26 protein-coding genes and 1 pseudogene are annotated in these 26,989 nt (G+C 63.2%); 16 read left to right on the top strand and 11 right to left on the bottom strand.

What is annotated here, in order from left to right; genetic code table 11:
• Positions 1 to 75 precede the first annotated feature (75 nt).
• The 4 genes from ACYVNQ_RS36950 to ACYVNQ_RS36935 form a co-directional block, all read right to left on the bottom strand.
• Complete coding sequence (locus ACYVNQ_RS36950) at positions 76 to 897, bottom strand: ABC transporter ATP-binding protein (protein ID WP_460910619.1); 822 nt, start codon at positions 895 to 897, stop codon at positions 76 to 78.
• Entirely contained in the window at positions 898 to 1,731 is an 834-nt protein-coding gene (locus ACYVNQ_RS36945) for an ABC transporter permease (RefSeq protein WP_460910617.1), read from the bottom strand. It abuts the gene before it with no gap.
• A 3-nt stretch (positions 1,732 to 1,734) separates the two neighbouring features.
• Positions 1,735 to 2,691: an ABC transporter substrate-binding protein gene (locus ACYVNQ_RS36940; RefSeq protein ID WP_460910614.1), complete on the bottom strand. Its 957-nt coding sequence runs from the start codon at positions 2,689 to 2,691 to the stop codon at positions 1,735 to 1,737.
• A 182-nt stretch (positions 2,692 to 2,873) separates the two neighbouring features.
• Entirely contained in the window at positions 2,874 to 3,863 is a 990-nt protein-coding gene (locus ACYVNQ_RS36935) for an acetamidase/formamidase family protein (protein ID WP_460910612.1), read from the bottom strand.
• Positions 3,864 to 4,030: 167 nt separating this feature from the next.
• Between ACYVNQ_RS36935 and ACYVNQ_RS36930 the strand changes: the two genes are divergently transcribed.
• Positions 4,031 to 4,903 (top strand): AraC family transcriptional regulator, encoded by an 873-nt coding sequence (locus ACYVNQ_RS36930; RefSeq protein ID WP_460910609.1) that lies wholly within the window; start codon positions 4,031 to 4,033, stop codon positions 4,901 to 4,903.
• Between the two features lies 1 nt (position 4,904).
• Here ACYVNQ_RS36930 and ACYVNQ_RS36925 read toward each other — a convergent pair whose 3' ends face one another.
• On the bottom strand, positions 4,905 to 5,933 hold the full coding sequence (locus ACYVNQ_RS36925; protein WP_460910607.1) for an AraC family transcriptional regulator: 1,029 nt from the start codon (positions 5,931 to 5,933) through the stop codon (positions 4,905 to 4,907).
• A gap of 141 nt (positions 5,934 to 6,074) precedes the next feature.
• Here ACYVNQ_RS36925 and ACYVNQ_RS36920 point away from each other — a divergent pair, with 141 nt between their 5' ends.
• From ACYVNQ_RS36920 to ACYVNQ_RS36905, 4 genes are all read left to right on the top strand, one after another.
• Positions 6,075 to 7,004: a beta-keto acid cleavage family enzyme gene (locus tag ACYVNQ_RS36920; protein WP_460910604.1), complete on the top strand. Its 930-nt coding sequence runs from the start codon at positions 6,075 to 6,077 to the stop codon at positions 7,002 to 7,004.
• Between the two features lie 63 nt (positions 7,005 to 7,067).
• Entirely contained in the window at positions 7,068 to 8,405 is a 1,338-nt protein-coding gene (locus ACYVNQ_RS36915) for an MFS transporter (RefSeq protein ID WP_460910601.1), read from the top strand.
• A 33-nt stretch (positions 8,406 to 8,438) separates the two neighbouring features.
• Positions 8,439 to 9,230 (top strand): SDR family oxidoreductase, encoded by a 792-nt coding sequence (locus ACYVNQ_RS36910; RefSeq protein ID WP_460910599.1) that lies wholly within the window; start codon positions 8,439 to 8,441, stop codon positions 9,228 to 9,230.
• Between the two features lie 362 nt (positions 9,231 to 9,592).
• Positions 9,593 to 12,418: a 2-oxoglutarate dehydrogenase E1 component gene (locus tag ACYVNQ_RS36905; RefSeq protein WP_460910597.1), complete on the top strand. Its 2,826-nt coding sequence runs from the start codon at positions 9,593 to 9,595 to the stop codon at positions 12,416 to 12,418.
• Positions 12,419 to 12,485: 67 nt separating this feature from the next.
• Here ACYVNQ_RS36905 and ACYVNQ_RS36900 read toward each other — a convergent pair whose 3' ends face one another.
• The 4 genes and pseudogenes from ACYVNQ_RS36900 to ACYVNQ_RS36885 form a co-directional block, all read right to left on the bottom strand.
• Positions 12,486 to 12,869 carry a nuclear transport factor 2 family protein gene (locus tag ACYVNQ_RS36900; RefSeq protein WP_460910594.1) on the bottom strand — a complete coding sequence of 128 codons (384 nt, stop codon included), beginning with the start codon at positions 12,867 to 12,869 and terminating at the stop codon, positions 12,486 to 12,488.
• Positions 12,870 to 12,901: 32 nt separating this feature from the next.
• A complete protein-coding gene (locus ACYVNQ_RS36895) occupies positions 12,902 to 13,840 on the bottom strand; it encodes an aldo/keto reductase (RefSeq protein WP_460910592.1) in 939 nt (312 codons plus the stop codon).
• Positions 13,841 to 14,157: 317 nt separating this feature from the next.
• Entirely contained in the window at positions 14,158 to 14,598 is a 441-nt protein-coding gene (locus tag ACYVNQ_RS36890) for a MarR family winged helix-turn-helix transcriptional regulator (protein ID WP_460910589.1), read from the bottom strand.
• A pseudogene (locus ACYVNQ_RS36885) lies at positions 14,585 to 14,857 on the bottom strand (3-hydroxybenzoate 4-monooxygenase); the annotation flags it as partial. The gene ACYVNQ_RS36890 and the pseudogene ACYVNQ_RS36885, both read right to left, overlap by 14 nt.
• 148 nt (positions 14,858 to 15,005) lie before the next feature.
• Here ACYVNQ_RS36885 and ACYVNQ_RS36880 point away from each other — a divergent pair.
• The 5 genes from ACYVNQ_RS36880 (at position 15,006) to ACYVNQ_RS36860 (ending at position 19,118) form a co-directional block, all read left to right on the top strand.
• A complete protein-coding gene (locus ACYVNQ_RS36880; RefSeq protein WP_460910587.1) occupies positions 15,006 to 16,013 on the top strand; it encodes a zinc-dependent alcohol dehydrogenase family protein in 1,008 nt (335 codons plus the stop codon).
• A gap of 282 nt (positions 16,014 to 16,295) precedes the next feature.
• Positions 16,296 to 16,769, top strand: a complete 474-nt coding sequence (locus ACYVNQ_RS36875; protein WP_460910584.1) for a VOC family protein — start codon at positions 16,296 to 16,298, stop codon at positions 16,767 to 16,769.
• 69 nt (positions 16,770 to 16,838) lie between these two features.
• Positions 16,839 to 17,648 (top strand): AraC family transcriptional regulator, encoded by an 810-nt coding sequence (locus ACYVNQ_RS36870; RefSeq protein ID WP_460910582.1) that lies wholly within the window; start codon positions 16,839 to 16,841, stop codon positions 17,646 to 17,648.
• Between the two features lie 153 nt (positions 17,649 to 17,801).
• Positions 17,802 to 18,764, top strand: coding sequence for a quinone oxidoreductase family protein (locus ACYVNQ_RS36865; protein WP_460910580.1), 963 nt, complete (start codon positions 17,802 to 17,804; stop codon positions 18,762 to 18,764).
• A 177-nt stretch (positions 18,765 to 18,941) separates the two neighbouring features.
• A complete protein-coding gene (locus tag ACYVNQ_RS36860; RefSeq protein WP_460910577.1) occupies positions 18,942 to 19,118 on the top strand; it encodes a DUF1427 family protein in 177 nt (58 codons plus the stop codon).
• Between the two features lie 8 nt (positions 19,119 to 19,126).
• Here the strand turns inward: ACYVNQ_RS36860 and ACYVNQ_RS36855 are convergent, their stop codons facing one another.
• Positions 19,127 to 20,236: an alkene reductase gene (locus ACYVNQ_RS36855; RefSeq protein ID WP_460910575.1), complete on the bottom strand. Its 1,110-nt coding sequence runs from the start codon at positions 20,234 to 20,236 to the stop codon at positions 19,127 to 19,129.
• Between the two features lie 437 nt (positions 20,237 to 20,673).
• Here ACYVNQ_RS36855 and ACYVNQ_RS36850 point away from each other — a divergent pair, with 437 nt between their 5' ends.
• The 4 genes from ACYVNQ_RS36850 (at position 20,674) to ACYVNQ_RS36835 (ending at position 25,249) form a co-directional block, all read left to right on the top strand.
• On the top strand, positions 20,674 to 21,816 hold the full coding sequence (locus ACYVNQ_RS36850) for an ACT domain-containing protein (RefSeq protein ID WP_460910572.1): 1,143 nt from the start codon (positions 20,674 to 20,676) through the stop codon (positions 21,814 to 21,816).
• Between the two features lie 474 nt (positions 21,817 to 22,290).
• Positions 22,291 to 23,631 carry an MFS transporter gene (locus ACYVNQ_RS36845; RefSeq protein ID WP_460910570.1) on the top strand — a complete coding sequence of 447 codons (1,341 nt, stop codon included), beginning with the start codon at positions 22,291 to 22,293 and terminating at the stop codon, positions 23,629 to 23,631.
• Positions 23,632 to 23,808: 177 nt separating this feature from the next.
• The gene (locus ACYVNQ_RS36840) at positions 23,809 to 24,366 is read left to right on the top strand and encodes a carboxymuconolactone decarboxylase family protein (RefSeq protein WP_460910567.1); all 558 of its coding nucleotides are present in this window, start codon (positions 23,809 to 23,811) and stop codon (positions 24,364 to 24,366) included.
• Positions 24,367 to 24,403: 37 nt separating this feature from the next.
• Entirely contained in the window at positions 24,404 to 25,249 is an 846-nt protein-coding gene (locus ACYVNQ_RS36835; RefSeq protein WP_460910564.1) for a helix-turn-helix domain-containing protein, read from the top strand.
• Positions 25,250 to 25,267: 18 nt separating this feature from the next.
• Here the strand turns inward: ACYVNQ_RS36835 and ACYVNQ_RS36830 are convergent, their stop codons facing one another.
• Positions 25,268 to 26,002: a GNAT family N-acetyltransferase gene (locus ACYVNQ_RS36830; protein ID WP_460911258.1), complete on the bottom strand. Its 735-nt coding sequence runs from the start codon at positions 26,000 to 26,002 to the stop codon at positions 25,268 to 25,270.
• Positions 26,003 to 26,153: 151 nt separating this feature from the next.
• Between ACYVNQ_RS36830 and ACYVNQ_RS36825 the strand changes: the two genes are divergently transcribed.
• A complete protein-coding gene (locus ACYVNQ_RS36825; protein WP_460910562.1) occupies positions 26,154 to 26,336 on the top strand; it encodes a helix-turn-helix domain-containing protein in 183 nt (60 codons plus the stop codon).
• A 59-nt stretch (positions 26,337 to 26,395) separates the two neighbouring features.
• A complete protein-coding gene (locus ACYVNQ_RS36820) occupies positions 26,396 to 26,986 on the top strand; it encodes a TetR/AcrR family transcriptional regulator (RefSeq protein ID WP_460910559.1) in 591 nt (196 codons plus the stop codon).
• Positions 26,987 to 26,989 lie beyond the last annotated feature (3 nt).

Here is a 26,989-nt window from a genome sequence, read left to right as displayed (position 1 = left end):
CATGCTTACATGACAATACTTGCATGCGCGGTTATCGGTTGTTTCAATGCGGCTTGCCTGTGCACTCGCCGTCGCTCATCGGCGCACTTCGCGCTGGAAGATTTCCAGGCTGCGCTTCCTGGTGTCGATAAAGCTCGGCTGCGACAGCGTTTCGACCGTGCGTGGTCGTGCTTCGCCGTACTCGATGGTTTCGGCGACACGGGTGGGGCGCTTGGTCAGCAGCAGCACCTGATCGGCGAGATACACCGCCTCTTCAAGATCGTGCGAAACCAGCAGCATCGTCGTCCCGGTCTGCATGAAAACTTCCTGCAGTTTTTCGCGGATGAACAGCGTCATCTCGAAGTCGAGTGCCGAGAAGGGCTCGTCGAGGAATAGCACTTCTGGGCGCGGCGCCAGCGCGCGCATGATGGAGGCCGTTTGCTGCTGGCCGCCGGATAGTTCGTACGGGTAGCGCTTCAGGTCGAATTTGACGTCGAACGATGCGACCAGCTCTTCCATGCGGCGATCGACTTCGGCTTTGCTTTTGCCTTCCAGCAGCAATGGGTACGCGATGTTGTCGAGTGTGCGCATCCACGGGAACAGCGCCTCGCGATAGTTCTGGAACACGTAGCCGATGCGCGTGTCTTTCAGCGATTTGCCGTCGAACAGGATCTCGCCGCGATCGATCGGCACAAGGCCCGCGATCATGTTGATCAGCGTGCTCTTGCCGCAGCCGTTCGGGCCGAAGATCGATACGATACGGCTCTTCGGGATATCGAGGTCGAAGTCTTCGTACAGCGGCCATCCGGCGAAGTATTTGGTCAGGCCGCGAATCGTGATGTGGGTGCCTGCCGGTCCCGGCTTGAACCGCGCGGGCGGTATATCGGCAAAACGCGGCGGGTTCGCTACCGTGTTCATCTATCGTCCGCTCCAATGAACCACGCGCCGCTCCAGCAACAGAAACAGCACGTTGAGCGCATAGCCCAGCGCACCCGCCGCGAGAATCGCCGCATACATGGTTTTCACATTCAGAACCTGCTGTGCATCGAGAATCGCGTGCCCCAGGCCATCTTCGGAGCCGATGAACATCTCGGCCACGATCACGATGACCAGCGACATCGACACCGCGGAGCGCAGGCCGACAAAGCTGGGTTGAAGGCTTTCCCAGATCAGCACGTCCCTGAAGATGCGCCAGCGCGATGCGCCCATCACTCTTGCGGCCATCACGCGTTGCTTGCGCGCATTGATGACGCCATATGCACTGTTGAACACGACGATCAGCAGTGCGCCGAACGCCGCAATCGCAACCTTGTTGATATCGGACACACCGAAGATCAGCAGGAACAGCGGAATCAGCGCGGACGCCGGCGTAGAGCGGAAAAAATCCACCAGGAACTCGACGCTGCGATACGCGCGCTGATTGCTGCCAAGCGCAATGCCGAGCGGCATGCCGATCACCGCTGCGATCACAAACGCCTCCAGCGTGCGGCCGACCGTGACGAGGAAGTCGTTCAGTAGCGGGCCGCCCGCTAGGCCATGCACCAACGCGCCTAGCGTGTCGATCGGACCGGGCAGCAGGATGGGCTTGATCAGCCCCATACGCACGACCGCACCCCACACGATGAACAGGATCACAGGGCCTACGAAGGGCAGCAGGCGGTCGCCCAGCGGCGCGCGGGGCGGCGCGGCGTCGCGTGAAGCCGGCGGCGCCCAGGTGTGGGCTGGCGAGTCGGAAACGGCGGGCTTGTCCATTCGCTATGCCTTGTACAGCATCGATGCCGCGTCGACCTTTTCCGAGAACACCCCTTTCTGTGCGAAGAAATCGTAGAACTTCTGGTAGTAGCGCAGATCGTCGGCGGTCAATTCGGTGTAAGACGCGTAGGCTGCCATCGGCACCTGCTTCGCGAGGTCTGCGGTAATCGGCGTATAGCCGGTCAGGTAGCCGATCGTCGAGTCCAGCGAATGGCGCACCCGATCCACGCCGCGCAGATACGCTGCGATGTATTGCTTCGCGGCCTGCGGGTTCGCCTTGACGAAGGACGCGGTCAGCGCGGCCGCGCCGCCATGCCAGGGCGCTGCGGGATCGCCGAGCACGTAATGCGACACCACAGCGGGTTCCAGCACACGCGTCGTGCCGTTCAGGCGGCCGAGCGTGCCCATCGGTTCCAGCGTGTAGCACGCATCGACCTGACCCGCGGCGACGGCTGCGACGTGTTGTTCGTACGGCAGTTCGACGGGCTTCACACCGGGCACGCCGCCGCCTTCGAGGATCCCTTTGCACAGCGTCACGTTCTGGATGCCGGGGCCGCACGCGATCTTCTTGCCTTTCAGATCGGCAAGCGTCTTGTATGGGCTCGCCTTGCCCACCAGAATTTCTTCCAGCACGTGGTCCTTGTTGCTGGGGTTGGTACAGAACAGCCGAAATACGCCGCTTTCCGCGATGTTGCCTATACCCAGCGTGGCGGTGCCGGTGCCGTTGGCGCAGCCTTCCAGCCGGCCGGCCAACATGGCTTCCATGATTTGCTGCGCGGAGCCGAAACGCACGACCTCAACGTCCAGGCCGGCTTCCTTGAAATAGCCTTTCTCTACGGCCGCGAAGAGCGGCAGACCTGCCGACAGCGGCAGATAGCCCACCCGTATCTTCGGACCCGCAGCATGTGAAAGAGCCGGCATCGCCAGCGTACCGGCGAGTGCGCCACCGAGCTTCAGCATATGGCGGCGGCTATATTTCGCGCCGCGTGACGGAACCGACTTGTTTGATGCGCAAGACACCTTGTCCTCCAGATGATGGGCCGCCGGATTGCGAGGCCTATTCTGGATGGGCTCGTGCGAATTTCAAAAATGATTTTGTGTTGTTGCGCGTGTTAGTCACGGCTGACAAGCTTGCGGAGCGATCAGCTCGCTTGCTTTAACGCAATCGTTAAAGGATGCGAGCCTTTGAGCACCGAAATGAGGCGAGCGCGATCGACCATTGCGTGGATGCCTTTTTCGCCGTTGACCATCTGGGTGACGTGCAGGTCGCACGCCATGCTGCAGAACATATACGCATCCTCGCGTGCCCATCCGGTGATCTCGGCCAGCAGCGCGATCATTTCGCGCAGCGCCTGTCGTGCCGCTGTATCGAGGTCTTCATCGAAGCCCATCGTAATGACGTGCGTGGCGGTCAAGCCGATCGGCATCGGCGCATGCACCGCCTTGTGCACGTGAAATTCGAACACGCCCGCCAGTGAAGTTTCGAGCGCAGTGAGGTTGACCTCGCCATCGCCTTGCACAGCGTGTCCATCGCCGGCCGAGAAAAGTGCACCGCTCGCGTGCACGGGAAGGAACAAGGTGGTGCCTGCGCACAGCTCCTTGTTGTCGATGTTGCCGCCGTGCTCGCGCGGCTCGGTCGAACTGATCGCACCGTAACCGGACGGCGGCGCGACACCCATCACGCCGAAGAACGGGCGCAGCGGCAAGGTGACGCCGAACGGCAAGGTGGTTGTGCGCCGTTCGCGATCGATCGGCGCGTGCGTCAAACGGGTGAGGGGAAAATCGTCGGGGAGTGTGCCGCGTAGTGGCCGTATCACGTTCCAGCCCCAGTCCTGGCGCAATTCGATTTCGCGTATGCGTACTTCCAGCAGATCGCCTGGCTGTGCGCCGTCGATGGCGACCGGGCCCGTGACGATATGCGGCCCGAGCTTCGCTGTGCATGCTTCGTGAATAAGCCGATGTTCGGGCAGCACGTCAAACGGCACGCCGATCAGATCGCGCGGCTGGCCGTTCACTGATTCGATACGCACGCTGTCGCCGGAATCGACGGTGAGCGCTGGCTTGAGCGCAGCGTCGAAGTAGCCCCAGTGGACCGTTTCCGGCCCGGCATGTAATACGTGTGACCGCCCCATTCATCCTCCGATTCGCTACGCTCAAGGTTCGAGTGGCAATCTACGAATCGGTATAGCGTGTGTCAAGCGATCTAAATTGCGGGGTGACACTTGAGCAAGCCCGGCTAGGCGCGCCGCATCGCCAATCGGCGACCATACATCCATCGCACAACCCAGACACGCAGCCCATGCAGATCGACATCGACCCGACCCGCGCTTACACGAAGCGTTTCGAAGCGATACTCGCCTATATCGATACCCATCTCGACGGTGATCTATCGGTCGACACGCTGAGCGGCATTGCGAACTTCTCGAAGTTCCATTTTCACCGGCAGTTTGCGGCCTATGTCGGCATGCCGGTTGCGCGCTACGTGCAGCTGCTGCGCTTGCGTCAGGCAGCACGCTGTCTTGCTTCACGCGAGTCCTGCGCGGTGCTCGATGTCGCGCTCGACGCCGGCTTCGATAGCCCGGAAGCGTTCAGCCGCGCGTTCAAGCGCGCGTTCGGCATGACGCCGAGCGCGTTTCGGCAGCGGCCGAGCTGGCTGGTCTGGAGTGCGAGCTTCGTTGTTCCCTATCTTTCAAGGAAACTGACCATGCAAGTACGAATCGTGGATTTCGCACAAACGCGCGTCGCCGCGCTCGAACACTGTGGCGCGCCGGGACTCGTCAACGAGAGCGTGCGCAAGTTCGTCGAGTGGCGCAAGCAAAGCGGGCAATCGCCGGTGGTATCGAGCCGGACGTTTGGTATTCCGCGCAACAATCCGGATACGACGCCGGCCGATGCGTTCCGCTTCGACATCTGCGGTGAAATCGATCAAGCGGTTGCAGCGAACGACTACGGCGTGCGCGAACTTGCTATTCCGCCAGGCCGATGCGCGGTGGTTCGGCATAGCGGCTCGACCGACCATATCGGCGAGACGATCTACCCGATCTTTCGCGATTGGCTTCCCGCAAGCGGAGAAGAGCTGCGCGATCATCCGTTGTTCTTTCACTATCTGAGCGTGTTTCCCGAAACGCCGCAGGACCAGTGGCAGACGGATATCTACATTCCGCTCGTGTGACTTACTGCTGGCGAATTTCCGCGGGGCCTTTTCCGGTCCAACGCTTCAGCGCCCTGCGGAAATTCGCGGTATCGCTAAAGCCAACCAGCATCGCGACGTCTTCCGTGCTCATCCTGGTTGTTTTCAGGTATTCAGTCGCCAGCGAGCAGCGCACATCGTCGACGATGGCGAGAAACGAAGTGCCTTCCGCCTCGAGCCGCCGACGTAGCGTGCGGCTGGTCATCTTCAGCGCAGCGGCTACGGCTTCCATATCCGGAAACTCGCCGGGTTTGCGCATCAACTCCTGATACACCTCGCCGGATGCGCCGAATGAGGTTTTGGCTTGCCCGATGAGCCGGTCGCAGGTTTCCTGAAGCAGCGCAGCCGAATGCCGGTGCGCGAGCTGCGGTTTGAACCCGAGTATCGCGCTGTCATAGATCAGCTCGCACTGCGGCGCGTCGAACTCACAGGGGCAGCCGAGATACTCCGCATACGTGGCTGCGTGACGTGGCGCCGGATACGCAAAACGCGCCTTGACCGGAGGGCAGCTTCTGCCTGCGACGTCTTGCAAATGGGTGACGTGCTGCGTGTATTGCTGTTCAAGTAAAAACTGTTGCACGTCGTGCGGCAGGTTCGATGCGAATGCGTCGGGAAAGGTCCAGACGGCGCTGTCCGGATACTCGGTCCACTCGATGGTCAGCGTCGGCGTGGCGAGGCCATGGTATTTCACGCCGAGCCGGAAGTAGTCGCGCAGCGACAGGCAAGACATCAGCGCATACCCGTACATCCCGTACGCAGCGAGATGAAGACGGGAGCCAGTTCTGAAAGGCGTGGCCGGGTCCGATGAAAGCTTCACCGCGTTCTTGCAGACAGCAGCGTATTGGCGCACCGATGTCAGCACCGCAGCATCGTAGATCTCGCCCGGCGCGACGCCGCTTCCTTTCAGGCTGTCTTCGGCGGCAATGCCTTGTTCCGCGAGGACCTCGACCAGTGCCGCGATTTTGTACGGCGCATGGATGCGCTCGTTGAGCAGCGGAAATTTCGAAGACACCCTGCCTCCTCACGGATGTCCTGCGGGGACATCACTCTGTCCGAAATTGACCTTACGAAGCAAATCGTATCTCACTATCATCGGTACAACAACAGACGGGCCTGTTGCGATGGCATGGCCCGTCAATATTCTGGAGACAGCATGAATCGCAAGGTCATCATTACGTGCGCGGTGACAGGGTCGGCGCACGTTCCTTCGATGTCGGAGTACTTGCCGCTCACGCCCGCGGACATCAGGACTCAGGCGCTCGAAGCAGCCCAGGCGGGTGCAGCCATTTTGCATCTGCATGCGCGCAATCCCGACGATGGCCGGCCGACGCCTTCTCCCGACGTTTTCAGGCAATTCGTTCCAGAGATTGCGGCCCACACCGATGCGGTGATCAATATCTCGACCGGCGGCAGCACGCGGATGACGCTCGACGAGCGGCTCGCGTATGCGCGCATCGCGAAGCCCGAGATGTGTTCGCTCAACATGGGCTCGATGAACTTCTCGTTGCATCCGGTCGCGGCGCGGATGCCGTCGTGGCGATTCGACTGGGAGAAGGATTATGTCGAAGGCATGGAGGACATGATCTTTCGCAACACCTTCCGCGACATCAGGAACATCCTGACCGAGTTCAATGATTACGGCACGCGCTTCGAGTTCGAGTGTTACGACGTTGGGCACCTGTATAACCTTGCCCATTTCATCGACATCGGCCTGATCAAGCCGCCGTTTTTCATCCAGTCGGTGCTCGGCATTCTGGGCGGGATCGGCCCGGACCCGGAGAACCTCAATGTGATGCGCTCGACCGCCGACCGTTTGTTCGGCCGCGAGCACTATCAGTTCTCGGTGCTCGGTGCGGGGCGACATCAGATGTCGCTGGTGACGATGGGCGCGATCATGGGCGGCAATGTGCGCGTCGGGCTGGAGGATAGCGTCTATCTTTCCAGAGGCGTGAAAGCCAAAACCAACGCCGAGCAGGTGCGCAAGATTCGCCGCATTCTCGAAGAGCTGTCGTTCGAGATTGCGACGCCGGCTGAGGCTCGCGCGATGCTTGGGCTGAAGGGGCGCGATAACGTTTCGCTGTGAACTGCCGCTGCGAGCTGCAATTTGCCTTGCCCAAAAAATAGCAGACCAATAACTGGAGACATGATGAATGCCGCTACCGTTGACGAAGGCATGGGCATAACCCATCGCCTGGCGACTCGCAAGGCGATGATCAGGCTGCTCCCGCTGATGTGCGCGATCTATTTCCTGTCGTTTATCGACCGCACGAACGTCGCGCTTGCCAAGGCCGCGCTTGCCGCAGATCTGGGTATCAGTGCCGCAGCTTACGGCCTTGGCGCAGGCATTTTCTTCATCGGCTACGCGCTCCTCGAGGTGCCGAGCAATCTGGCCGCACACCGCGTCGGTCCGCGCAAATGGATCGCGCGTATTGCGGTGACGTGGGGCGCGTTGTCGACGGCGATGATGTTTGTGCAAGGGGAGTGGTCGTTCTACGTGCTGCGCGTGCTGCTGGGCATCGCCGAAGCCGGGTTGTTCCCTGCGCTGATGTACATGGTGACGCTGTGGTTTGCGCCGAAAGACCGCGCGGTTGCGGTCGGCTGGATTTACACCGCGCCGTCGATCGCGTTGATCGTCGGCAACCCGCTCGGTGCGGCGCTGATGCAACTGGGTGGCACCGGCGGCCTGCGTGGCTGGCAATGGATGTTTCTGCTCGAAGGCGTGCCGACCATCGTCGCGGGCATCGTGCTTTATTTCAAGCTTCCGGACCGGCCGACTTCCGTCAAATGGCTGACGACGCCTGAGGCGCAATCGCTTGAAAAGCATGCGGTCATCGATACCCACGGTCATGCCGGGCTCTTCCCGGCAGGCTGGTTCGCGGCAATCAGGCGGCCGACCACCATCGTGATCAGTCTGCTTTACTTCATGAATCAGGTGGCTTTCGTGGGGCTGTACTTCTTCACGCCGGCGATCGTGTCGCAGATGCATGTGAGTTCGCCGCTGCTCGTGGGCTTGTTGTCGAGCAGCGTTGGCTTCGGCTTTCTGTTCGGCGTGCTCGCGCTGCCGCGCATTCACCGCCGCCTGACAAACGACTGCGCATTTCTTGGCGTGCTGACTGCGGGCCTGGTGGTGAGCGGCCTGGCGTTCATTGCAAGCAGCAGCCAGACAATTCAAATCCTGCTTCTGGGCACGACCGGATTCTTTGCGGGCGGCATCCTGCCGTCGTATTGGGCAGTGGCGATGAAGCGGCTGCAAGGCATCCAGGCCGCTGCGGGCCTTGCATTTATCAATACGGTGGGACTGTTGGGCGGATTCGCCGGCCCTTATCTTTTCGGACTGGTGGAGACGTTGAGCCATCGCAGCGATGCGGGCTTCAAGGTCATTGTCGCGGCATCGGTTATTGGCTTGTGTCTCGTGCCGCTTCTCGCCAGAGCTATTCGGGCCGAAGAGCAACCCGCTGCGGCACGTGCGGCGGCGTTCAACTGAACATCAGCGCAAATTCACCCGTTGGGAACACACTTGAATACTTTTGAACTGCTAAAGCCGCGAGCCGGCTTGCGTGTATTCGTCTCGGGCGCAGCGTCGGGCATCGGCGCCGCGATCGCCGAGGGGTTCTTGCAGGCCGACGCCAACGTTTATATCTGCGACGTCGACTCGTCAGCCATCGCGAGCGCCAGGGAGCGCAATCCGAAGCTCCACACGGGTCTGGCCGACGTGGGCAATCGCCAGCAGGTCGACGCGGTGATCGACGATGCCTGCACCAAGCTCGGCGGGCTCGATATCCTGATCAACAACGCAGGCATCGCCGGACCCACGGGTGACGTTGACGCAATCGCGCCGGATGAATGGGATCGCACCATCTCGACGAACCTCAACAGCCAATACTATTTTCTGCGCAAGGCCGTGCCGATCCTGAAGGAAACCTCGGATTGCGCGGGCATCATTGCGATGTCTTCGGTGGCGGGGCGGCTCGGCTATGCGTATCGCACGCCGTACGCGTCGACCAAATGGGCCATCGTCGGGCTGGTGAAGTCGCTGGCTGTCGAGCTCGGACCGAGCAATATCCGCGTCAATGCGATTCTGCCCGGCGTGGTGCAGGGCGAGCGCATGGAGCGCGTGATTGCGGCCCGCGCCGAAGCAACCGGCGTAACCTTCGAAGCGATGAAGCAGGAATACCTTCGCAAGATCTCGCTACGCCGGATGGTAAGCGTCGACGATATCGCCGCGATGGCGTTGTTTCTTGCTTCGCCGGCGGGGCAGAACATCACCGGGCAGGCTATCAGCGTGGACGGCAACGTCGAGTATCTGTGAACCTAAGGGTTCGTTGCCAGTAGTTGACAGCGGCGCCGCGCGAAGACCGTCAGAGACGGTCGCGCGGTGTGCTAGCCGAACTTCACCCGATTCAGCGCCGGTAGCGGGCCGCCCGGAACTGTGCAAGCCGGCGCATATCGTCGCGGTCGCTTCGCCTTCTTCGGGTTCGACGCGTTAATTGCAAGCGTCGCCAGTTGGCCAGAATCGCGCCGGAAATGTCCCCAGACCGTCGCAGCCATCGCCTCCGCATCCATCCATCGAACCTAAACTGTTCTCATCGGCGCTCAGAAGCGTGCCGATCCTGACAAGCACAGGAACCTGGCGGCAAAAGCCGTGAGGTTTTGCACGAGGACAGAATCACCATGATGATGCGCAATCAGAAGACCTCCTTCCTGTTTGGAAGCAATGCTCCTTACGTCGAAGAGCAATACGAGGCATACCTTGACGATCCGGCCACGGTGTCGGAGGACTGGCGCGGCTATTTCGATGCATTGCGAGGCATGCCGGCCCTCGATGGCTCGGACACCGGCGATATCGCGCACGGCCCGGTCGTATCGCGTTTTGTCGAGCTGGTCAAAGAAACGCGAGCCGCAGGGCAGTCGGAAAACGAAGTCCTGAAGTTCGCCCGCAAGCAGGTCGCCGTGCAGGCGTTGATCTCGGCCTATCGCGCGGTCGGCACCCGCAACGCCCATCTGGATCCGCTGCGCTGGAGCGCGCCGGCACCGGTGCCGGAATTGAGCCCGAGCTACTACGATCTGTCCCAGGCGGACATGAACACGAAGTTCAGCATGGCGGGCACGTATTTCATGGACCGCGATGCGACGCTCGGCGAACTGGTGCAGGCGCTGAAAGAAACCTATTGCGCAACGCTGGGCGTTGAATTCATGCATCTGGCCGATCCGGAGCAGCGCAACTGGCTGGCCATGCGGATCGAGTCTTCGCGTTCGAAGGCGACGCTGGACCACGGCGACAAGCTGCACATCCTCGAACGGCTTACCGCAGCCGAAGGACTGGAAAAGTACCTGCATGCGCGCTACGTCGGCCAGAAACGTTTTTCTCTCGAAGGCGGCGAGTCGCTGATCGTGCTGCTCGACGAACTGGTTGCCTACGGCGCGACCATGGGCGTCAAGAGCTCGATTCTCGGCATGGCCCATCGCGGACGCCTGAACGTGCTCGTCAATATCGTCGGCAAGCCACCGGCGGCGTTATTCGACGAGTTCGAAGGGAAGACCGCGAATCTGTTGCCGGCGGGCGACGTCAAATATCACAAGGGCTTTACGGGCTTGCTGCCTACGGCCACCGGGCCGGCAGAAGTGACGCTCGCGTTCAACCCGTCGCACCTGGAAATCGTCAATCCGGTCGTGCAAGGCATTGCGCGTGCGCGTGCCGAAGTGCTGGGACAAGGCGCGAGCGCCGTGCTACCGGTGGAAATTCACGGCGATTCGGCAATCTCGGGGCAGGGCATCGTGATGGAGACGATGAACCTTTCGAACACACGAGGTTATGGAACGGGCGGTACGGTACACGTGGTCGTGAATAACCAGCTGGGTTTCACGACGTCGGACCCGAGAGACGTACGCTCGTCGTTCTATTGCACCGACATCGCGAAGATGATCGAAGCGCCGGTGCTGCACGTCAACGCCGACGACCCCGAGGCCGTGATTGCCGCCACGCGTCTGGCAATCGATTTTCGGACCACGTTCGGCAAGAGCGTCGTGATCGACCTCGTATGCTTTCGCCGCCATGGACACCAGGAACAGGACACGCCCGCCATCACGCAACCGATGATGTATCGCTCGATCGCGGGCCACCCAGGTGTGCGTACGCTCTATGCGAGGAAGCTGGTGGATCAGCAGATCCTGACGGCGGAAAACGTCGAGCAGTATGTGCATGACTATCGTGAACGTCTCGACGCTGCGCAATCGGTCGAACAGAAGAAGCCGCCCAGACAGAAGAACCAGGAGGCGAACTGGCCGCAACTGCTGGCCGGCAACGTCGGCCGTATCGCTTATGCACCGCCGTCGCTGGATCGGGTGCAACGACTGGCGCTCAAGGTCACGACGGTTCCACAGCCGTTCTCGCTGCATCCGCTGGTAGCGAGGGTGATGTCCGCGCGCCATGAGATGGCCGAAGGCAAGCGCGCGCTTGACTGGGGTATGGCCGAGCATCTGGCGTATGCATCGCTACTGTCTGCCGGCATCGATGTGCGCCTGACCGGGCAGGACAGCGAACGCGGTACGTTCAGCCATCGTCATGCGGTGCTGCACGATCAGAAGCGTTCGATCCGCGCGGAAGGCACGTACGTGCCGCTGCAGCATGTGGCGGATCGACAGGGCCGGTTCACGGTCAACAACTCGGTGCTGTCGGAAGCCGCGGTGCTGGGCTTCGAATACGGCTACTCGGTGGTTCGGCACAATGCGCTGGTGCTGTGGGAAGCGCAGTTCGGCGATTTCGCGAATGGCGCGCAAGTGGTGATCGACAACTTTCTGTCGGCAGGCGCGGCAAAGTGGGGGCAACGCAGCGGCGTGACGATGCTGCTTCCGCACGGTCAGGAAGGGGAAGGCCCGGAACACGCGTCCGCGCGCCTCGAGCGCTATCTGCAGCTGTGTGCGCAGGACAATATGCGAGTCTGTCAGCCCACCACGCCGTCGCAGATCTTTCACCTGCTGCGAATGCAAGCGGTGCTGCAGGATCGTGTGCCGCTGATCGTGATGACGCCCAAGTCGCTGCTGCGTCATCCGGATGCCGTCAGCAGCCTCGACGATCTCGCCACCGGCCGGTTCAACGAGATGCTTGCGGAATCGCGCTCGAAGGAAGCGGCGTCGAGCGTCGAGCGGGTCATTTTGTGTTCGGGCAAGATCTACTACGAACTGCTGGAGCGTCGGCGTCAGGCGAACAAGGACAATATCGCGCTGGTGCGTGTCGAGCAGCTGTATCCGTTCCCGGCGAAGCAGATCAGTGCGGAACTGGCACGCTATCCGAATCTGAAGAGCGTCGTGTGGTGTCAGGAAGAATCGAAAAACCAGGGCGCGTGGAGCTTCGTGCTGGAGCCGCTGCTGGAAATCGTCAAGGCGCCAGCTGTGCTGCGCTATGTCGGACCGGAGGCGACCGCTTCGACCGCACCGGGCTTTCGCTCGCTGCACGTCGCGCGGCAGGAGAAGTTTCTGCGCGCCGCGATTGACGATTAACGCGGCAGCGGCGGCGAATCGGCGACGACGGGTGAGGCGTCGCCCGTTCGCTCACGAACCGACTCGCTCACGCGATCTGCTCGACCCATTGGCTTCGCCATTCCGGTGCCTTGAACGGCTCCGAAAAATACTGCGTCTCGTGAATCACCTTGTCGTTGCAGAACTCCATGATGCTCACGACACAGTACGGCTGCCCGCTATAGCTGATCGTGTATTCGGTGATCCAGAGGTCCCCGTTCCCCTGAATTCGCCGGACGTCGAAGCCCGAAGGCTTGTCCGGATGATGGCCGCGCAACGCCTGCAGATTGCTTCGGCCATGGATGCGTTCGCCTGATTGCGGGTAATCGCAGACCGCCTCGTCATCGTAGATCTGGTGTTCCGCATCGAGGTCGCCCGCGGCCGACGCTTGCCAGTGCGCGTGCAAGGCTTCACGAATTTCATCTTGTTGCATGCTTGTCTCCGGACGCAGTTCACCTGCTGCTGTCATCTGTTTTGCGGAATGAAACCCGGGCTGCCGGTCTTGACGACTTCGTTGTACCGCTGCCGGGTCTCGATGCGATTGATCGCGTCGAACGCGTCTGCGGGAAGCGCAGAGACGTCGAAGTTTTCTTTTGCGCGCGCCGCTGTTTTGGGCGTGGTCAACAGTGCGCCGCCGCGTTGCACTGCCCATGCAAGCAGGACCTGCGCCGCGGTTTTTCCGGTTTGCGCGGCGATCTGTGCGATCACCGGGTCTTCGAGCGGCCCGGGCCGGATGCCGTGGCCCAACGGCGCGAAGGCCAGAAATACGATGCCTTTCTCGTTGCAGAATTCCAGCAGTTCCGTTTCGGGAAGATACGGATGCGCCTCGATCTGTACGGCCGCGGGCTTGATGCGGGCCGCGTCGTACAGCGGCCGCAATGCTTCGAGGCCGATATCGGAGAGCCCGATGGCGCGGCACCGTCCACTATCGACGAGGCTTTCCAGTGCTTTCCACGTGTCGAAGAGCGTCACGCCTTCGTCGTAGATGACCTTGCCGGTTTCATCGCGCGGGTCTTGCTCGTCGCCCGGCGCAAACGCAAACGGCGTGTGGATCAGGTAGAGATCCAGATAATCGAGCCCGAGTCTCGCGAGGCTCGCGTCGAAAGCCGGTTTGACGCGTTCGGGCCGGTGATTGGAGTTCCAAAGTTTGGTCGTGATGAACAGGTCTGCGCGTGCAACCTCTGCAGAGGCCAGCGCGGCCTGCAGCGCCTCGCCGACCTCGCGTTCGTTGCGGTATCGTTCGGCGCAATCGAAATGCCGATATCCGGCCTCGAGCGCAGAGCGCGTTGCGCTGATGGTCGTAGCGGCATCGGGAATCAGCGTGCCGAATCCGAGCGCGGGCATCTGACCGCTTCCGTGATTCAGCGCGATCCTTCTGACCTGAAAATCGGCAGACTCAAGCATGACGACGTCTCCACACTATCTCGCGCCCGCCATCCACTTGCGCGGGGTTTTCGGGGTTTCGCTGTGAGCAGTAGAACGTGATGTGCCGCCTGATTGGCAGGTGCGCGGCGGGTGCGGCTTCGGGGTGGGGTGAAGCATTCGGCGCAGGGCGAACCGGGCGGCGAACAGGGCGAACAGACATATGCGCGTCGAATCAGTCTAGCAGACGGTTGCTGGGTTCGCGAGGTCGGTTTGCCCGGCCTGATGCGCGTCTATCGCGGCCTCGCGCGGCAGGTTCCATTGCCCGTAAGTAAAGTGAAATGTGAGGCCGGGATCGTTCAGCCGGTGGGCTGCGTCAGCAGCACTGAAAGCAACCGCCGCAACTCCGTGCGTTCCCGCGCGCTCAGGCCGACCGTGAGAATGCGCTCGACTTCTTCGACCCGTGGGCGCAGCGTCGCCAGTTGCTGCTTGCCGGCCGCGGTGAGGAACAGCACGTAGCTGCGTTTGTCGAGCGGATCGTCGGAGCGCTCGATCAACCCATTGCGGACCATGCGTGCTACCAGGTCCGCAATCGTGGAACGGTCCACATCGAGCTCGTCGCCGAGTTGCCGCTGATTGACCCCGGGCGTCGCGTGCAGGATCTCGAGCGCCGCGTACTGCACGCTGGTGATCTCGGCCGATACTTCGCTGAGCCACACCGCGAGATGCCGCTGCTGCGCGCGGCGCACCAGGCTGCCGGTGAAGCGGAACAGCGTGTTGCGTTGATTATGTCTGGGCAAGGTCGATGGCGGATCGGTGAGTTCGGAAGATGGGCCGCAGGAATGCGTTCAGCTCCGCAAAGGCGCGCAACGGCAATACATGCGCGACGTATTGATCCGGACGGACGACGACCAGCGCACCCTGTTCGCGGTCGATGCCGCGCTCGTCGAAGATATCCGTGGCGGCATTGCCCGTAAATGCTTTCTCGTAGTCGATAAGACCGTAGCGTCCCTTGCGCGGCAGCAACAGCGACGGCAGATCTTCCACACGCACGTCGCGGCTTCAGTTTGCTGCGCGGGCTCGGCTATTTTTCCATGCGCGCCGGATACCTTCTTGCGGCAAACGACGTATGCTCCGAGAATCGCTCGTTCGCTGCGTCGCCGCGTACGTTCGCGGCGCTCTTCCACATGATTGAGGAACCGTTCCGATGAAAGCGATCACCCTGCGCCAGCCTGCCGGGCTGGATCAACTGCAACGCGTCGAACTGGCCGATCCGGGTGAGCCCGGGCCGGGCGAAATCCGCGTGCGCATCCATGCGAGTTCATTGAATTATCACGATCTGGGCGTGGTGGTCGGGCGCTTGCCGAGTGCCGACGGCCGTATTCCGATGTCGGACGGCGCCGGTGTCGTCGAGGCGATCGGCGAGGGCGTCGCTGAGTTCGCGGTCGGCGATCCGGTCGTGTCGACTTTCTTTCCGAGTTGGCTGGACGGCGGCCCGACACTGTCGGATTTCGCTACCGTGCCGGGCGATGGTGTAGACGGCTATGCGCGTGAGCGGGTGGTGCGGCCGGCTCACTGGTTCACGCTTGCGCCGCGTGGTTATAGCCATGCGGAAGCCGCCACGCTGACTACCGCCGGACTCACCGCGTGGCGCGCGCTGGTGGTCGATGCGCAGTTGAAGGCCGGCGATACCGTGGCAGTGCTCGGCACCGGCGGCGTGTCGGTGTTCGCGCTGCAGTTTGCGAAGCGGATGGGCGCGACGGTGATCGGCACGTCGTCGTCGGACGAGAAGCTGGAGCGCCTGCGCACGCTCGGCGCGGATCACACGATCAACTACCGGCGCGATGAGGACTGGTCTGCGAAGGTGCTCGAGTTCACCAATGGCCGTGGCGTCGATGTGGTCGTCGAGGTCGGCGGTCCCGACACGCTGAAGCATTCGATTCGCGCGTGCCGCACCGGCGGCCATATCGCGCTGATCGGCACGCTGACCGGCGTCGCCGGGCCGGTGCCCACCGTCGATTTCATGCGGCGCCAGCAGAAGCTGCAGGGGTTGATCGTTGGCAGCCGCAAACATCAGCGCGATATGGTGCGCGCGCTCGAAGCGACCGGCATCAAACCGGTGATCGACCGCACGTTCCCGCTCGATGAAATCGCCGACGCGTTTGCGCATCAGGCCGCGGGCAAGCATTTCGGCAAGCTCTGTCTGGAAATCTGAAGCAGGGCGGGCGGTTGGCGCAGCGGCCGGCGCGCATGCGTGCCCGCGTGTACGTAGCGTCGCCTCGTGCTGGAGGTGAATCGGCGATCGGATAAGATGGCCGGGCGTGCACGCGGTACCGAACCCGACTCATCAATCAATCGTCGTGCATGGCCGCAGCCGCCAGGAAGGTAACTTTTTGTCGGCGTGTCGATCCGGATGGTCTTCGTTCGTCGTCTGAACGGGCAGCAGGCGTTTTGCGCTGCGTGCGCGTTCAGCCGATACATTGACGGGAGATTTGCCATGACGATTCAAAAGATCACGCCTTTCCTCTGGTATGCCAAAGAAGCCGAAGCAGCCGCGGCTTTCTATGCGGGGATCTTTCCGGATTCGCACGTCGATCGCGTCACGCCGGTGCCGGGTGCCGGCGACACCAGAGTGGTCGAGTTCGTTCTGTTCGGCCAGCCCTTCATTGCGATGAGCTCCGGGCAACCCGACACCTTCAATCATTCGATTTCACTGATGGTCAACTGTGCCGATCAGGCCGAACTCGACCGCTACTGGAGCGGGCTGCTCGAAGGCGGCGGTTCGACCGATGCGTGCGGCTGGTTGAAAGACCGCTTCGGCGTGTCGTGGCAGATCGTGCCGAACGACCTGATCCCGATGATCGCCGACCCCGATCCGGTGAAGGCCGCGCGTGTCGCGGCCGCGATGATGAGCATGGTTAAGTTCGACGTCGCTGCGCTGCAGGCCGCCTATTCGGGCGCTGCCGGCTAACAGGCGCGTGCTGGACGCTGTCGGTTGGTATGCTTGTGCCGGTCTCTGTCGTGCTCATACCCCATTCCGATGCCACAAGCTCTGCCCCCCGACCTCACCAGCGACGCAGCACGCGGCAAGTCGCTGGCCCGACACTATCCGCGCGGCTTGCGGATCGATCCGCACGCGCATGCATGGGCGCAGATTCTCTATGCGGTGGCCGGTGTGATGTGGGTCGAAGTAGGCCGGGAAGCACTCGTCGTGCCGCCGCAGCGCGCGGTGTGGCTGCCGCCCGACACGGTGCACTCGATCCGGATGATGACCGCGGTAGACATGCGCAACCTGTATCTGCGGGAAGCCGACGTGCAGCACCTGAGCAGCAAGCCGGACGTGTTCGACGTCAACGGTCTGCTGCGCGAACTGATCACGACGCTCGCCGAGCATGAAGCCGAGCGCGATTCGCGATATCGGGACACCGCATACCGGCTCGTCGCGCTCGAGCTTGCGCATGCGGCCCGCTATTCGTTGCGTATTCCGCTCCCCGACGCATCGGACCGGCGGCTCGACGCGCTGTGTCATGCGGTGATCGAGAATCCGTCGGTCGATATCAGCTTCGAGCAGCACGCCGCGTCGGTCGGCGCGAGTGTCAGGACGCTCGCGCGGCTGTTCTCGCGCGCGCTGGGTGTGGGCTTCGCCGAATGGCGGCGCCAGGTTCAGCTGGCGATTGCGCTATCGCGGCTCGCGGAAGGGCAATCGATCAGTGCGGTGGCGCATGCGCTCGGCTATCGGCTGAGCAGTTTCAGCGATATGTTCCGGCGCGAACTGGGCGTGGCGCCCAGCGCGTTCGCGGCAAGCGACACATTGGCCGGCGGCGCAACGCGTGTGGTGCAAGAGCAGTAAGGGCGGTGGGGGCGGTCGGGGCAGGAGGGTCCACCCGCGCTTGTCCGAAACTCGAAACAGCTTGTCCTGACGCGCCGTGGCGATTCCATAAACTTGCTTCTGTTGCGCTGCGAAGCAATCGCCGCGGCAGTGTCCACCGATCAGGAGCAAATCATGAAAGCCGTTCAATTCAAATCGTTTGGCGAACCAGGCGTACTGGAGTACGTCGAGCTCGCCACACCGGCTGCCGACGCCGACCACGCGGTCGTGCGCATCGAAGCGGCATCGGTCAATCCGAGCGACGTGAAAAACGTGGCCGGACATTTTTCGCACACCGTGCCGCCGCGTGTGCCGGGCCGCGATTTCAGCGGCGTGGTCGCCGATGGTCCGGCGCAATGGATCGGCGCTGAAGTGTGGGGCACCGGCGGCGACATCGGCTTCACGCGCGACGGTACGCATGCGCAGTTCATCCGCGTACCGGTTGCTTCGCTTGCGCGCAAACCGGCCAATCTGAGCCATCAGCAGGCCGCGTCGATCGGCGTGAATTTCGTCGTCGCGTGGCTGGGTACGGTCGAATACGCGCAACTCGCGGCCGGCGAGACGATTGCAGTGATCGGCGCGTCGGGCGGCGTCGGCGGTGCGGTGACGCAGATCGCCAACGCGCGCGGCGCGCGCGTGATCGCCGTCGATCGTCATGCGCCGGACCCGGATTCGCCAGCCGGCCGCCTGATCGACGACTATGTGCAGATCGGCGACGATGCCGCGCAACGCGTGAGGGCGCTGGCCGGCGGCGGTGTCGACGTCGTATTCGATGCGGTCGGCGGGGTGGTGTTCGAACTGGCGCTTGGCCTTGTGAAACGCCGTGGGCGGGTGGTCGAAATCAGCGCAACCGGCAAACGGCGGGTCGAGTTCGATCTGATCGACTTCTATCACAACGAAACGCAGCTGTTCGGCGCGGACAGCGCGAAACTCGGTGTGACCGATTCGGCGCCGCTGCTCGGCGCGTTGGTGCCGGGCTTCGAACAAGGCCGCTATGCGCCGCCGACCATCGCGCAATCGTTCTCTCTGGCCGATGCACGCGCCGCCTATGCCGCTGTCGCGGCGGGCACGCGCGGCCGCGTGGTGCTGCGCATGTGAGCCACGCATTTGAGCCAAACATTTGAGCCAAACATTTGAGCCAAACATTTGAGCGCGGCCGATGAGTGGGGCCTATGAGTGTGGTCGATGAGTCCGACCTATCGCCCACGCTCAAGACCTGCGCCTCACCCGCCTCACTATCGCCACACGAATTGAATCGAAGCACAGGAGATCGACGTGAAAGCCTATGTCGTTTCGCTCGCAGTCGGCGTGCTGGCCGGCGCACTGTACGGCGTGCTCGACGTGAAATCGCCGGCGCCGCCTGCGATCGCCCTGGTCGGGCTGCTCGGCATGCTGGCCGGCGAGTCGCTGGTCACGCTGGTCCGTCACGTGGCGAGCCACGTGACCGGTTGATACGGGGTTCAGGCCGCGACCGCTTCTTCGTCGTAGAACGGATAGTCGGTGTAGCCGATCTCGCTGCCGCCGAAGAAACTCGGGCGGTCGTAGCCATTCAGCGGCAGTTGGCGGCGCAGCCGTTCCGGCAGATCCGGGTTGGCGATGAAATGCCGGCCGAACGCCACCAGATCCGCGTCGCCGGCTTTCACGATCGCTTCCGCGCTGGCGCCGTCGAAGCCGCCTGCCACGACGATCGGGCCGTGGAAGTGCGCGCGCATCGTACGTGCCGCAACCGGCTGCTGGTCGCGCGCGTCGTCCTCGACATTGCCGGCGATGCGCGGCTCGATCAGGTGCAGATACGCGATGCCGAGTTTGTCGAGCTCGTCGGCCACATGGGCGAACAGCGCGGCCGGGTCGCTATCGGACATATCGCCCCACGAACCGCTCGGGCCGATGCGCACCGCGACCTTGTCCGCGCCCCACACCGAAATCACCGCGCGCGTCGCGTCGAGCAGCAGGCGCGCCCGGTTGGCGATCGAGCCACCGTACGCATCGGTGCGGCGGTTGCTGCCGTCCTGCAGGAACTGGTCGAACAGATAGCCGTTCGCGCCATGCAGTTCGATGCCGTCGAAACCGGCCTTCAGGCTGCGCTCGGCCGCCGTGCGAAAACTTTCGACGATAGCGGGGAGTTCCGCCGTCTCGAGTGCGCGATTCGGCGTATTGGGCACCCAGCCGGCTTCCGTGTATGCAACGCCGCCGTGCGGCACTTCCGACGGGCCGACCGGGCGGCCGCCGTCCGGCTGCAACTGGGCGTTCGATTGACGGCCCGCATGGTACAGCTGCTGGAAAATCTTGCCGCCCTTCGCATGCACGGCGTCGGTCACCTGTTTCCAGCCGGCGATCTGGCTATCGTCATACATACCGGGCGCGCCCAGGTAGCCGTTGCCGTTTGCTGCGGCGATGGTGGCTTCGGCGATCAGCAGGGCGCCCGGCGAGGTGCGCTGCGCGTAGTACTCGGCCATCAGCGGGCCGGGGCGCGCGCCGCTTTCGGCACGCATGCGGGTAAGCGGCGCGAGCACCACGCGGTGCGCGAATTCATAAGGGCCGACGGCGACTTTCGAAAAGAGCTGCGACATGATGGTTTCCTGCAAGGTTCGATTCGGTAACGGATGAGCCGAAGCCGCTTTTCAGATGTCCGCGGCCGGCTGCGCTTGACGTCAAATGTAGAGGCTCGCGGCCGCGAGAAAAACGGGTTGCGCGTTGCATCACTTTGGACAGGAATGTCCGCAATCGGCCGGTGGCGGTCCGATGGTCCGATTGCCCAGTGGCCCGGTGGCCCGGTGGCCCGGTGGCCCGGTGGCCCGGTGGCCCGGTGGCCCGGTGGCCCGCTGGCCCGCTGGCCAGATCGCCCGCTGACCCGATCGCCCGGCGCCGCAGCAAAACCCCTGCGCCGCACGCAGAACCCCTCGTCAGAAATCCGCGCGGCTGCCTGCCAGCGCAGTTTCGCGTACGCTTACGCCGGTGCGAGCGGCACCCGGCCGCACCCACCGCACCCCAACACGGAGACAGATGAATGAAATGCACGATCGTGGGATCGCGATATTTCGGCGCTTCGGTACTCGAAGCGTTTCGGGCCGACGGCATCGAGATTGCCGGGGTCGTCGCCCCTTCTGCCGACGATCGCCTGGCTGTCGCTGCCCGGGCAGCCGGTCTGCCGACAGCGATCCACGACAATCCGCGGCGCGTCGACGCGAGCGCGATTCCGTCCGATACCGGCCTGATCATCGCCGCCCACACGCATGCGCGCGTCACCGACGAAGCGTTGGCGCGCTCGCGTCTGGGCGGGGTCGGCTACCACCCGTCGCTGCTGCCGCGCCATCGCGGGATTGCGGCGGTCGAATGGACCATTCTCGAAGGCGACCCGATTGCCGGCGGCTCGATCTACCACCTGTCGCACGGCTGGGACGCCGGTGCGATCGCGGCGCAGGACTGGTGCTTCGTCAAACAGGGCGAAACCGCGCGTGAACTGTGGGAGCGCGCGCTGGCGCCGATGGGCCTCGCGTTGCTGCTGCGGGTCGTGCATCACGCGCGCGAGCACGGCGAACTGCCGGCGCATATGCAGGACGAGCAGTTCGCGACGCGTGCGCCGATTATCCGGCGGCGCATCGAACTCACCGAGGAGTCCACAGGGCCGCTGGCGATGCTGGTGGTCACCGCGATCGGTGCCGATCGTCCGGGCATCGTCAATCTGCTGTCGGAGCGCGCGCGGGCCTTCGGCGCGAACTGGACCGGCAGCCGCATGGCGAGTCTCGGCACCCAGTTTGCCGGCATGGTGCAGTTCGAAGTGCCGCAGCGCCACGCCGATGCGTTGACCACCGCGTTGCGCGATCTCGAGAGCGCGGGGCTGCGCGTGGTGATCGCGCGCAGCGATCTGCTGCCGCTCGGGCGCGGCCGGCGCCGCGTGTCGCTGGTGCTGACGGCGCCCGACCGTCCCGGCATCGTGCAGGATTTTTCGGCGAGCCTGTCGGCGCACGACGTCAGCATCGAGGAACTGAGCACGGCGCTGGAGCACGCGCCGGCCGGCGCGCATCAATTCGGCGTCAACGCGGTGCTCGCGGTGCCGGAGTCGATGTCGATCGACGCGTTGCGCACGCTGCTCGAATCGCTGGCGGCGGACATGATGGCCGACATGGCGCTCGACGAAGGCAATGCGTGAGCCGGCCGGATGGGTGACGCAGCGCCGGGCAGACCGGCGCCCGGGTAACCCTGAGCCCGGGTGCCCGGACGCCCAGATGCCCAGATGCCCAGATGCCCAGATGCCCAGATGCCCAGATGCCCAGATGCCCAGATGCCCAGATGCCCAGATGCCCAGATGCCCAGATGCCCAGATGCCCGGCGCCTAGCGCCTAGCGCCCAGCGCCCAGCGCCTAGCGCCTAGCGCCTAGCGCCCAGCGCCCAGCGCCCAGCGCCCAGCGCCCAGCGCCCAGCGCCCAGCGCCCAGCGCCCAGCGCCCAGCGCCCAGCGCCCAGCGCCCAGCGCCCAGCGCCCAGATGCCTGGCGCCCTGATCTCGCGCGCGGCGGCAAAACCCAAATCTTGACGCGCGTCAGCTGCGCCTGACGCGCAAGCGCATCGCCCCTTATCATCGGAACAAACCTACATTCCCCAACCACCGATGAGGGAGGAGACACGATGAGCGACAATTCCGCCGCGCACGGCGCTGCCGTTAAGGCCACGACGCGCCAGCAGTTCCGCTGGACGGTACTGGTGTGGCTGTTGATAGGCGGCGTGATCAACTATCTCGACCGTGCCAATCTCGCGATCGCCGCGCCCGGCATGATTCACGATCTGGGACTCACGCGTACGCAGATCGGTCTGCTCGGTACCGTGTTCTCGTGGACTTACGCGGTGATGCAGTTGCCCGCCGGCTGGCTGATCGACCGTTTCGGCGCGAAAAAGGCCTATGCGATCGGCATGATCTGGTGGAGCGCGGCGACCTGGCTGACCGGCGTGGTCGGCTCGATCGGTGCGCTGCTGGCGATGCGCGTGCTGCTCGCGATCGGCGAGGCGCCATGCTGGCCGACCGGCGCGAAGATCACCGCCGCATGGTTCCCCGCCAAGGAGCGCGGCTTTGCCACCGGCATCTGGGATTCGTCGTCGAAGTGGGGGCCGGCGCTCGCGCCCGCGTTGCTGGTCGCGTTGATGATTAGCTTCGGCTGGCGCTCGCTGTTTCATGTGACCGGTGCGCTCGGCATCGTGTTCGCGGTGCTGTTTCTGCTGCTGTACCGCAATCCGAAGGACAGCAAGCGGCTGTCGCGCGAAGAGTTCGCGTATATCGAGGCGGGCGGCGGCGGCCACGAGCGCTCGCTGTCGAGTTCGTCGATCAGGTGGCGCGACCTGTTCACGTATCGCAGTGTGTGGGGCATGGTGCTCGGTTATTTCTGCGCGATCTGGCTGTGGAATCTGTTTCTCGTGTTTCTGCCGCTGTATCTGCTGGACCGCTTTCACATTTCGTTGGCGCAACTTGGTGTGTACGCGAGCATTCCGTGGGTTGGTGGCGCGCTTGGTGAGATCGCCGCGGGGTGGGTGGTCAAGAGCATGGTCGACGGCAGGGGTGTTTCGCCGATGCGCGCGAAGCGCATCGTGATCGTCTGCTGCTCGCTTGCTGCCGGCGTGTGCGCGATTGCGTTACCGTTCGTGCAGTCGCTCGTCACCACCGTGTGCCTGATGACGATCGGCCTCGCCTTCATCTCGGCAACCATCGGCAATGCATGGGCGCTTGCCGCGGATATCGCGCCGTCATCGATGGTTGCTTCGGTGAGTTCGGTGCAGAACTTCGGCGGCTATTTCGGCGGCGCGTTTTCACCGGTGGTGGCGGGGTTTATCGTCGATCGCACGGGGTCCTATTCGCTCGCGTTCATCATCGGCGGCGTGATTGCCGGATGTGCGGCGCTGTTCTACTGGTTTATGGCGCGGCGGCGGGTCGAGGAGGTCGCGGCGCGCGACGCGAGCGGGATGCCGCGCGGCGTGTGAAGCGGGCGAGGTTGACGGACAGTGGGCGTGCGCCGTTCTTGCGTGTTGCCTCTGCCTCGGCTTGCGTTGCCATCGGCGCGGCGATTACATGTCATGTAATTGGCGTGCAGCGTGACGCTCTCTACTCTTTGGCTATCGCGCCGCTGTTCCGGCGGCGCTCACTGTCAAGGAGAGGTCATGTCCCACTATCCCGTCCACACGATCGAAACCGCGCCGCACGCATCGACGCCGGTGCTACGGCAACTACAGCAGGCGTTTGGGCTGGTGCCGAATATTGCCGCCGTGATGGCTGCGTCGCCGGTGTTGATCAACGGGTTTATCGGGCTATTCGAGCGCGTGCATGCAAGCAGTTTGACCGAAGCGCAGATCCAGACCTTGTTGCTGACCAATGCGGTAACGAATGCGAGCGAATGGCCGGTTGCGTTTCACACCGCGCTCGCGTTGAAGCAACGCGTGCCTGCTGCCGCTGTCGACGCGATCCGGCACGGCCGGCTGCCCGACGACACCAGCTTGGCCGCGCTGTCCCAACTGGCGCGTAAGCTAATCGAAGAGCGCGGACGTATTTCCGAAGCGGACCAGCAACAGTTCATCGAAGCCCGGTTCAGCCACGAGCAGATACTCGAAGTCATCGCGGTCGTCGCCGCATCGACCATCACCAACTACGCAAGCAGCGTGACCCAGCCGCCGCTCGAAGGGCCGTTCGAGGAATTTGTCTGGCACGCGCGAGGCGCATGAGTTCGCTATAGTCGAACACCCACCTCAAGGAGCGCCGATGAACGCAAGCAGTCGCGATGCGCACGCGCCGTCAGGCGAACTCGGCAAGCTGCTGCGTTACTGGCGCAGTGCGCGTGGCGTGAGCCAGCTGGATCTGTCGCTACAGGCGGGATTCTCGCAGCGGCAGATCAGCTTCATAGAAAGCGGGCGCAGCGTGCCGGGCCGCGATACGCTGCTGACGCTCGCGCAAACGCTCGATGTGCCGTTGCGCGAACGCAATGCGTTGCTGCTCGCCGCGGGCTACGCGCCGATATACTCGGAAGCGCCATGGGATGCCGCGGAAATGCAAAGCATCGTGCGCGCGCTCGAACGCGTGATGCGCCAACACGAACCGTTTCCTGCGATCGTGATGGACCGGCACTGGAACGTGCTGATGACCAACGATGCCGCGCCGCGCTTTTTCAACTGTTTCATCGATATGACCGCGCGCCAGGGTCCGCGCAACATGCTGCACCTGATGTTCGATCCGCACGGTATGCGGCCGTTCGTGGCGGACTGGGATAGCGTGTCGCGCAGCCTGCTGCAGCGCGTGCATCGCGAATCGGTTGGGCAGGTGATCGACGGCGACACCACGCGTCTGCTCGACGAACTGCTTGCGTACCCCGACGTGCCGCGCGACTGGCAGACCTGGCATGCGCCTGCGGCGGCACCCGCGACGCCGGTGGTGCCGCTTGGTTTCGTCAGCGGCGCAACGGTGCTTCGCTATTTCTCGCTGGTGACGAACGTCGGCGCGCCTCGAAACGTGGCCGCGCAGGAGCTGCGCCTCGAATGCCTGTTCCCCGCCGATGACGAAACCGAAGTGCACCATCAGCAATTGCTGGCGGCGCATGCGAAGCAAAGATGAGCGCTTGGCCTGCGTGGGTTATTCGTGCTCAGCATCGAGCACCGTCAGATGCATCTCGTGCCGCTGCTCGAAACCCAGCCTGCGGTACAGCGCGACGGCCGTGTGGTTCGTCGTGAAGACGTGCAGGAAGGGCGTCTCGCCGCGTGCGTGTGTCGCCGCGATCAACTGCTGCATCAAGCTGCCCGCGAGGCCTTGCCCTCGAAACGCGGGATTCACGCAGACCGCGCTGATTTCCGTGAATCCGTCGAGTTTCAAGCGCTCGCCGGCCATCGCGGCGAGTTTGCCTTCCTTGCGCACGCCGAGGTAGCGGCCCAATTCAATCGTACGAGGGCCGAATGGACCCGGCTGCGTTGCCGCGGTCAGCGCAAGCATGTCCGGCACATCGCGCCGGTCTAGCTCGACGTATTCCGTTGGCTCCGCCGCCGCTTCCGGCTCGTGCCGACCCTGCCAGACCATTTGACTCAGCGTCGCACGCCGAGCCACGGAGAAGCCGGACGGCACCGCGAGCTCGCCCGGCGTGACCAGCGCGACCGACCCGTGCTGCGCGACCAGGCTGCGCAATGCTTCAAAAGATGCGGCGCTGGTATCGGCAATGGCGCCAAACGGCGCGACGTCCGTCGCGAACCGCACGGCCCGCTCGTCGCCCACCGCGAGGCTGCGCTGCCTGCCGGTGAGCGCATGCCAGATCACTGCGTCGAGCGGGTGAGCGCGGTTCGTATCGCTCGCTACTACAACCGATGCTGCTTCAGACATTGTCTCCTCCTGCGTTGAACTTTCCGCCGCCGCCAAGGATAGACTCGGACGGTGCACGGCGGTAGTACCGCAAATGACAATTTTCGCATCATTTACGCCATGCGCATTCTCGTGTTCCGCTCGATAACTTTCAGAATGGCCATGGCCTGCCTTGCAGCGACGCGCCGAGACGGTGCTCGGCAAATCGTCGCTGTCCTACTTCCAGGGCCGACGGGTGGAGTGCGCGAGACATCTGATCGAGACCACCTCGATGGACCTCGATACGATTGCCACTAAAGTGGGCTACGCCGACGGCGCCACGTTGCGCATGCTACGCGACATTACGCGCGTTTGACAATAAATAGATGACCGGTTATCTTGCTATCCCATCAACCCGATACGAGAGTAACCAAGGTGCCACGTCCAGCTAACCCCGAAGTGCGTTCGCGACTGCTTTCAGTCGGGCGCGACATCGTGCATGACATGGGTTTCAACGGCTGCGGCGTGCAGGACATTACCGCGGCAGCCGGCGTGCCGAAAGGGTCGTTCTACAACTACTTCGACAGCAAGGAAGCCTTTGCGGCCGAGATTCTCGAAGAATACTGGCAGTCCATCGAAGAGCGCCACGGGCCGATTCTGTATGACGCGCGCATCAAGCCGCTTACGCGCATTGCGAAGTTCTTCCGCGCACTGACCGATGACCATGGCAAGCATGATTTCGCACTGGGCTGCCTGATCGGCAACCTGTCGCTGGAACTATCGAATGGCAGCGACGAAACCCGCGCGAAACTGCTGGCCTTGCTGGCGCGCTGGCAAAGCGCGCTTGCGTTATGCCTGCGCGACGCGCAGGCGCGCAACGAGCTTGACCGCAAGCAGAACGTCGACGAATTGTCGGCGATTCTGATTGAGGCGTATGAAGGCGCAGTGATGCGCGGCAAGATCGAACAGAACGGTAACGCGTACGAGCGTTTCGAGAAGATCGTTTTGCCGCGGCTGATGCGCTGATTT

It is taken from the genome of Paraburkholderia jirisanensis (assembly GCF_054782355.1).
The sequence above is the reverse complement of the archived record's forward strand: the minus strand, read 5'-3'. Positions and strand labels throughout refer to the sequence as shown.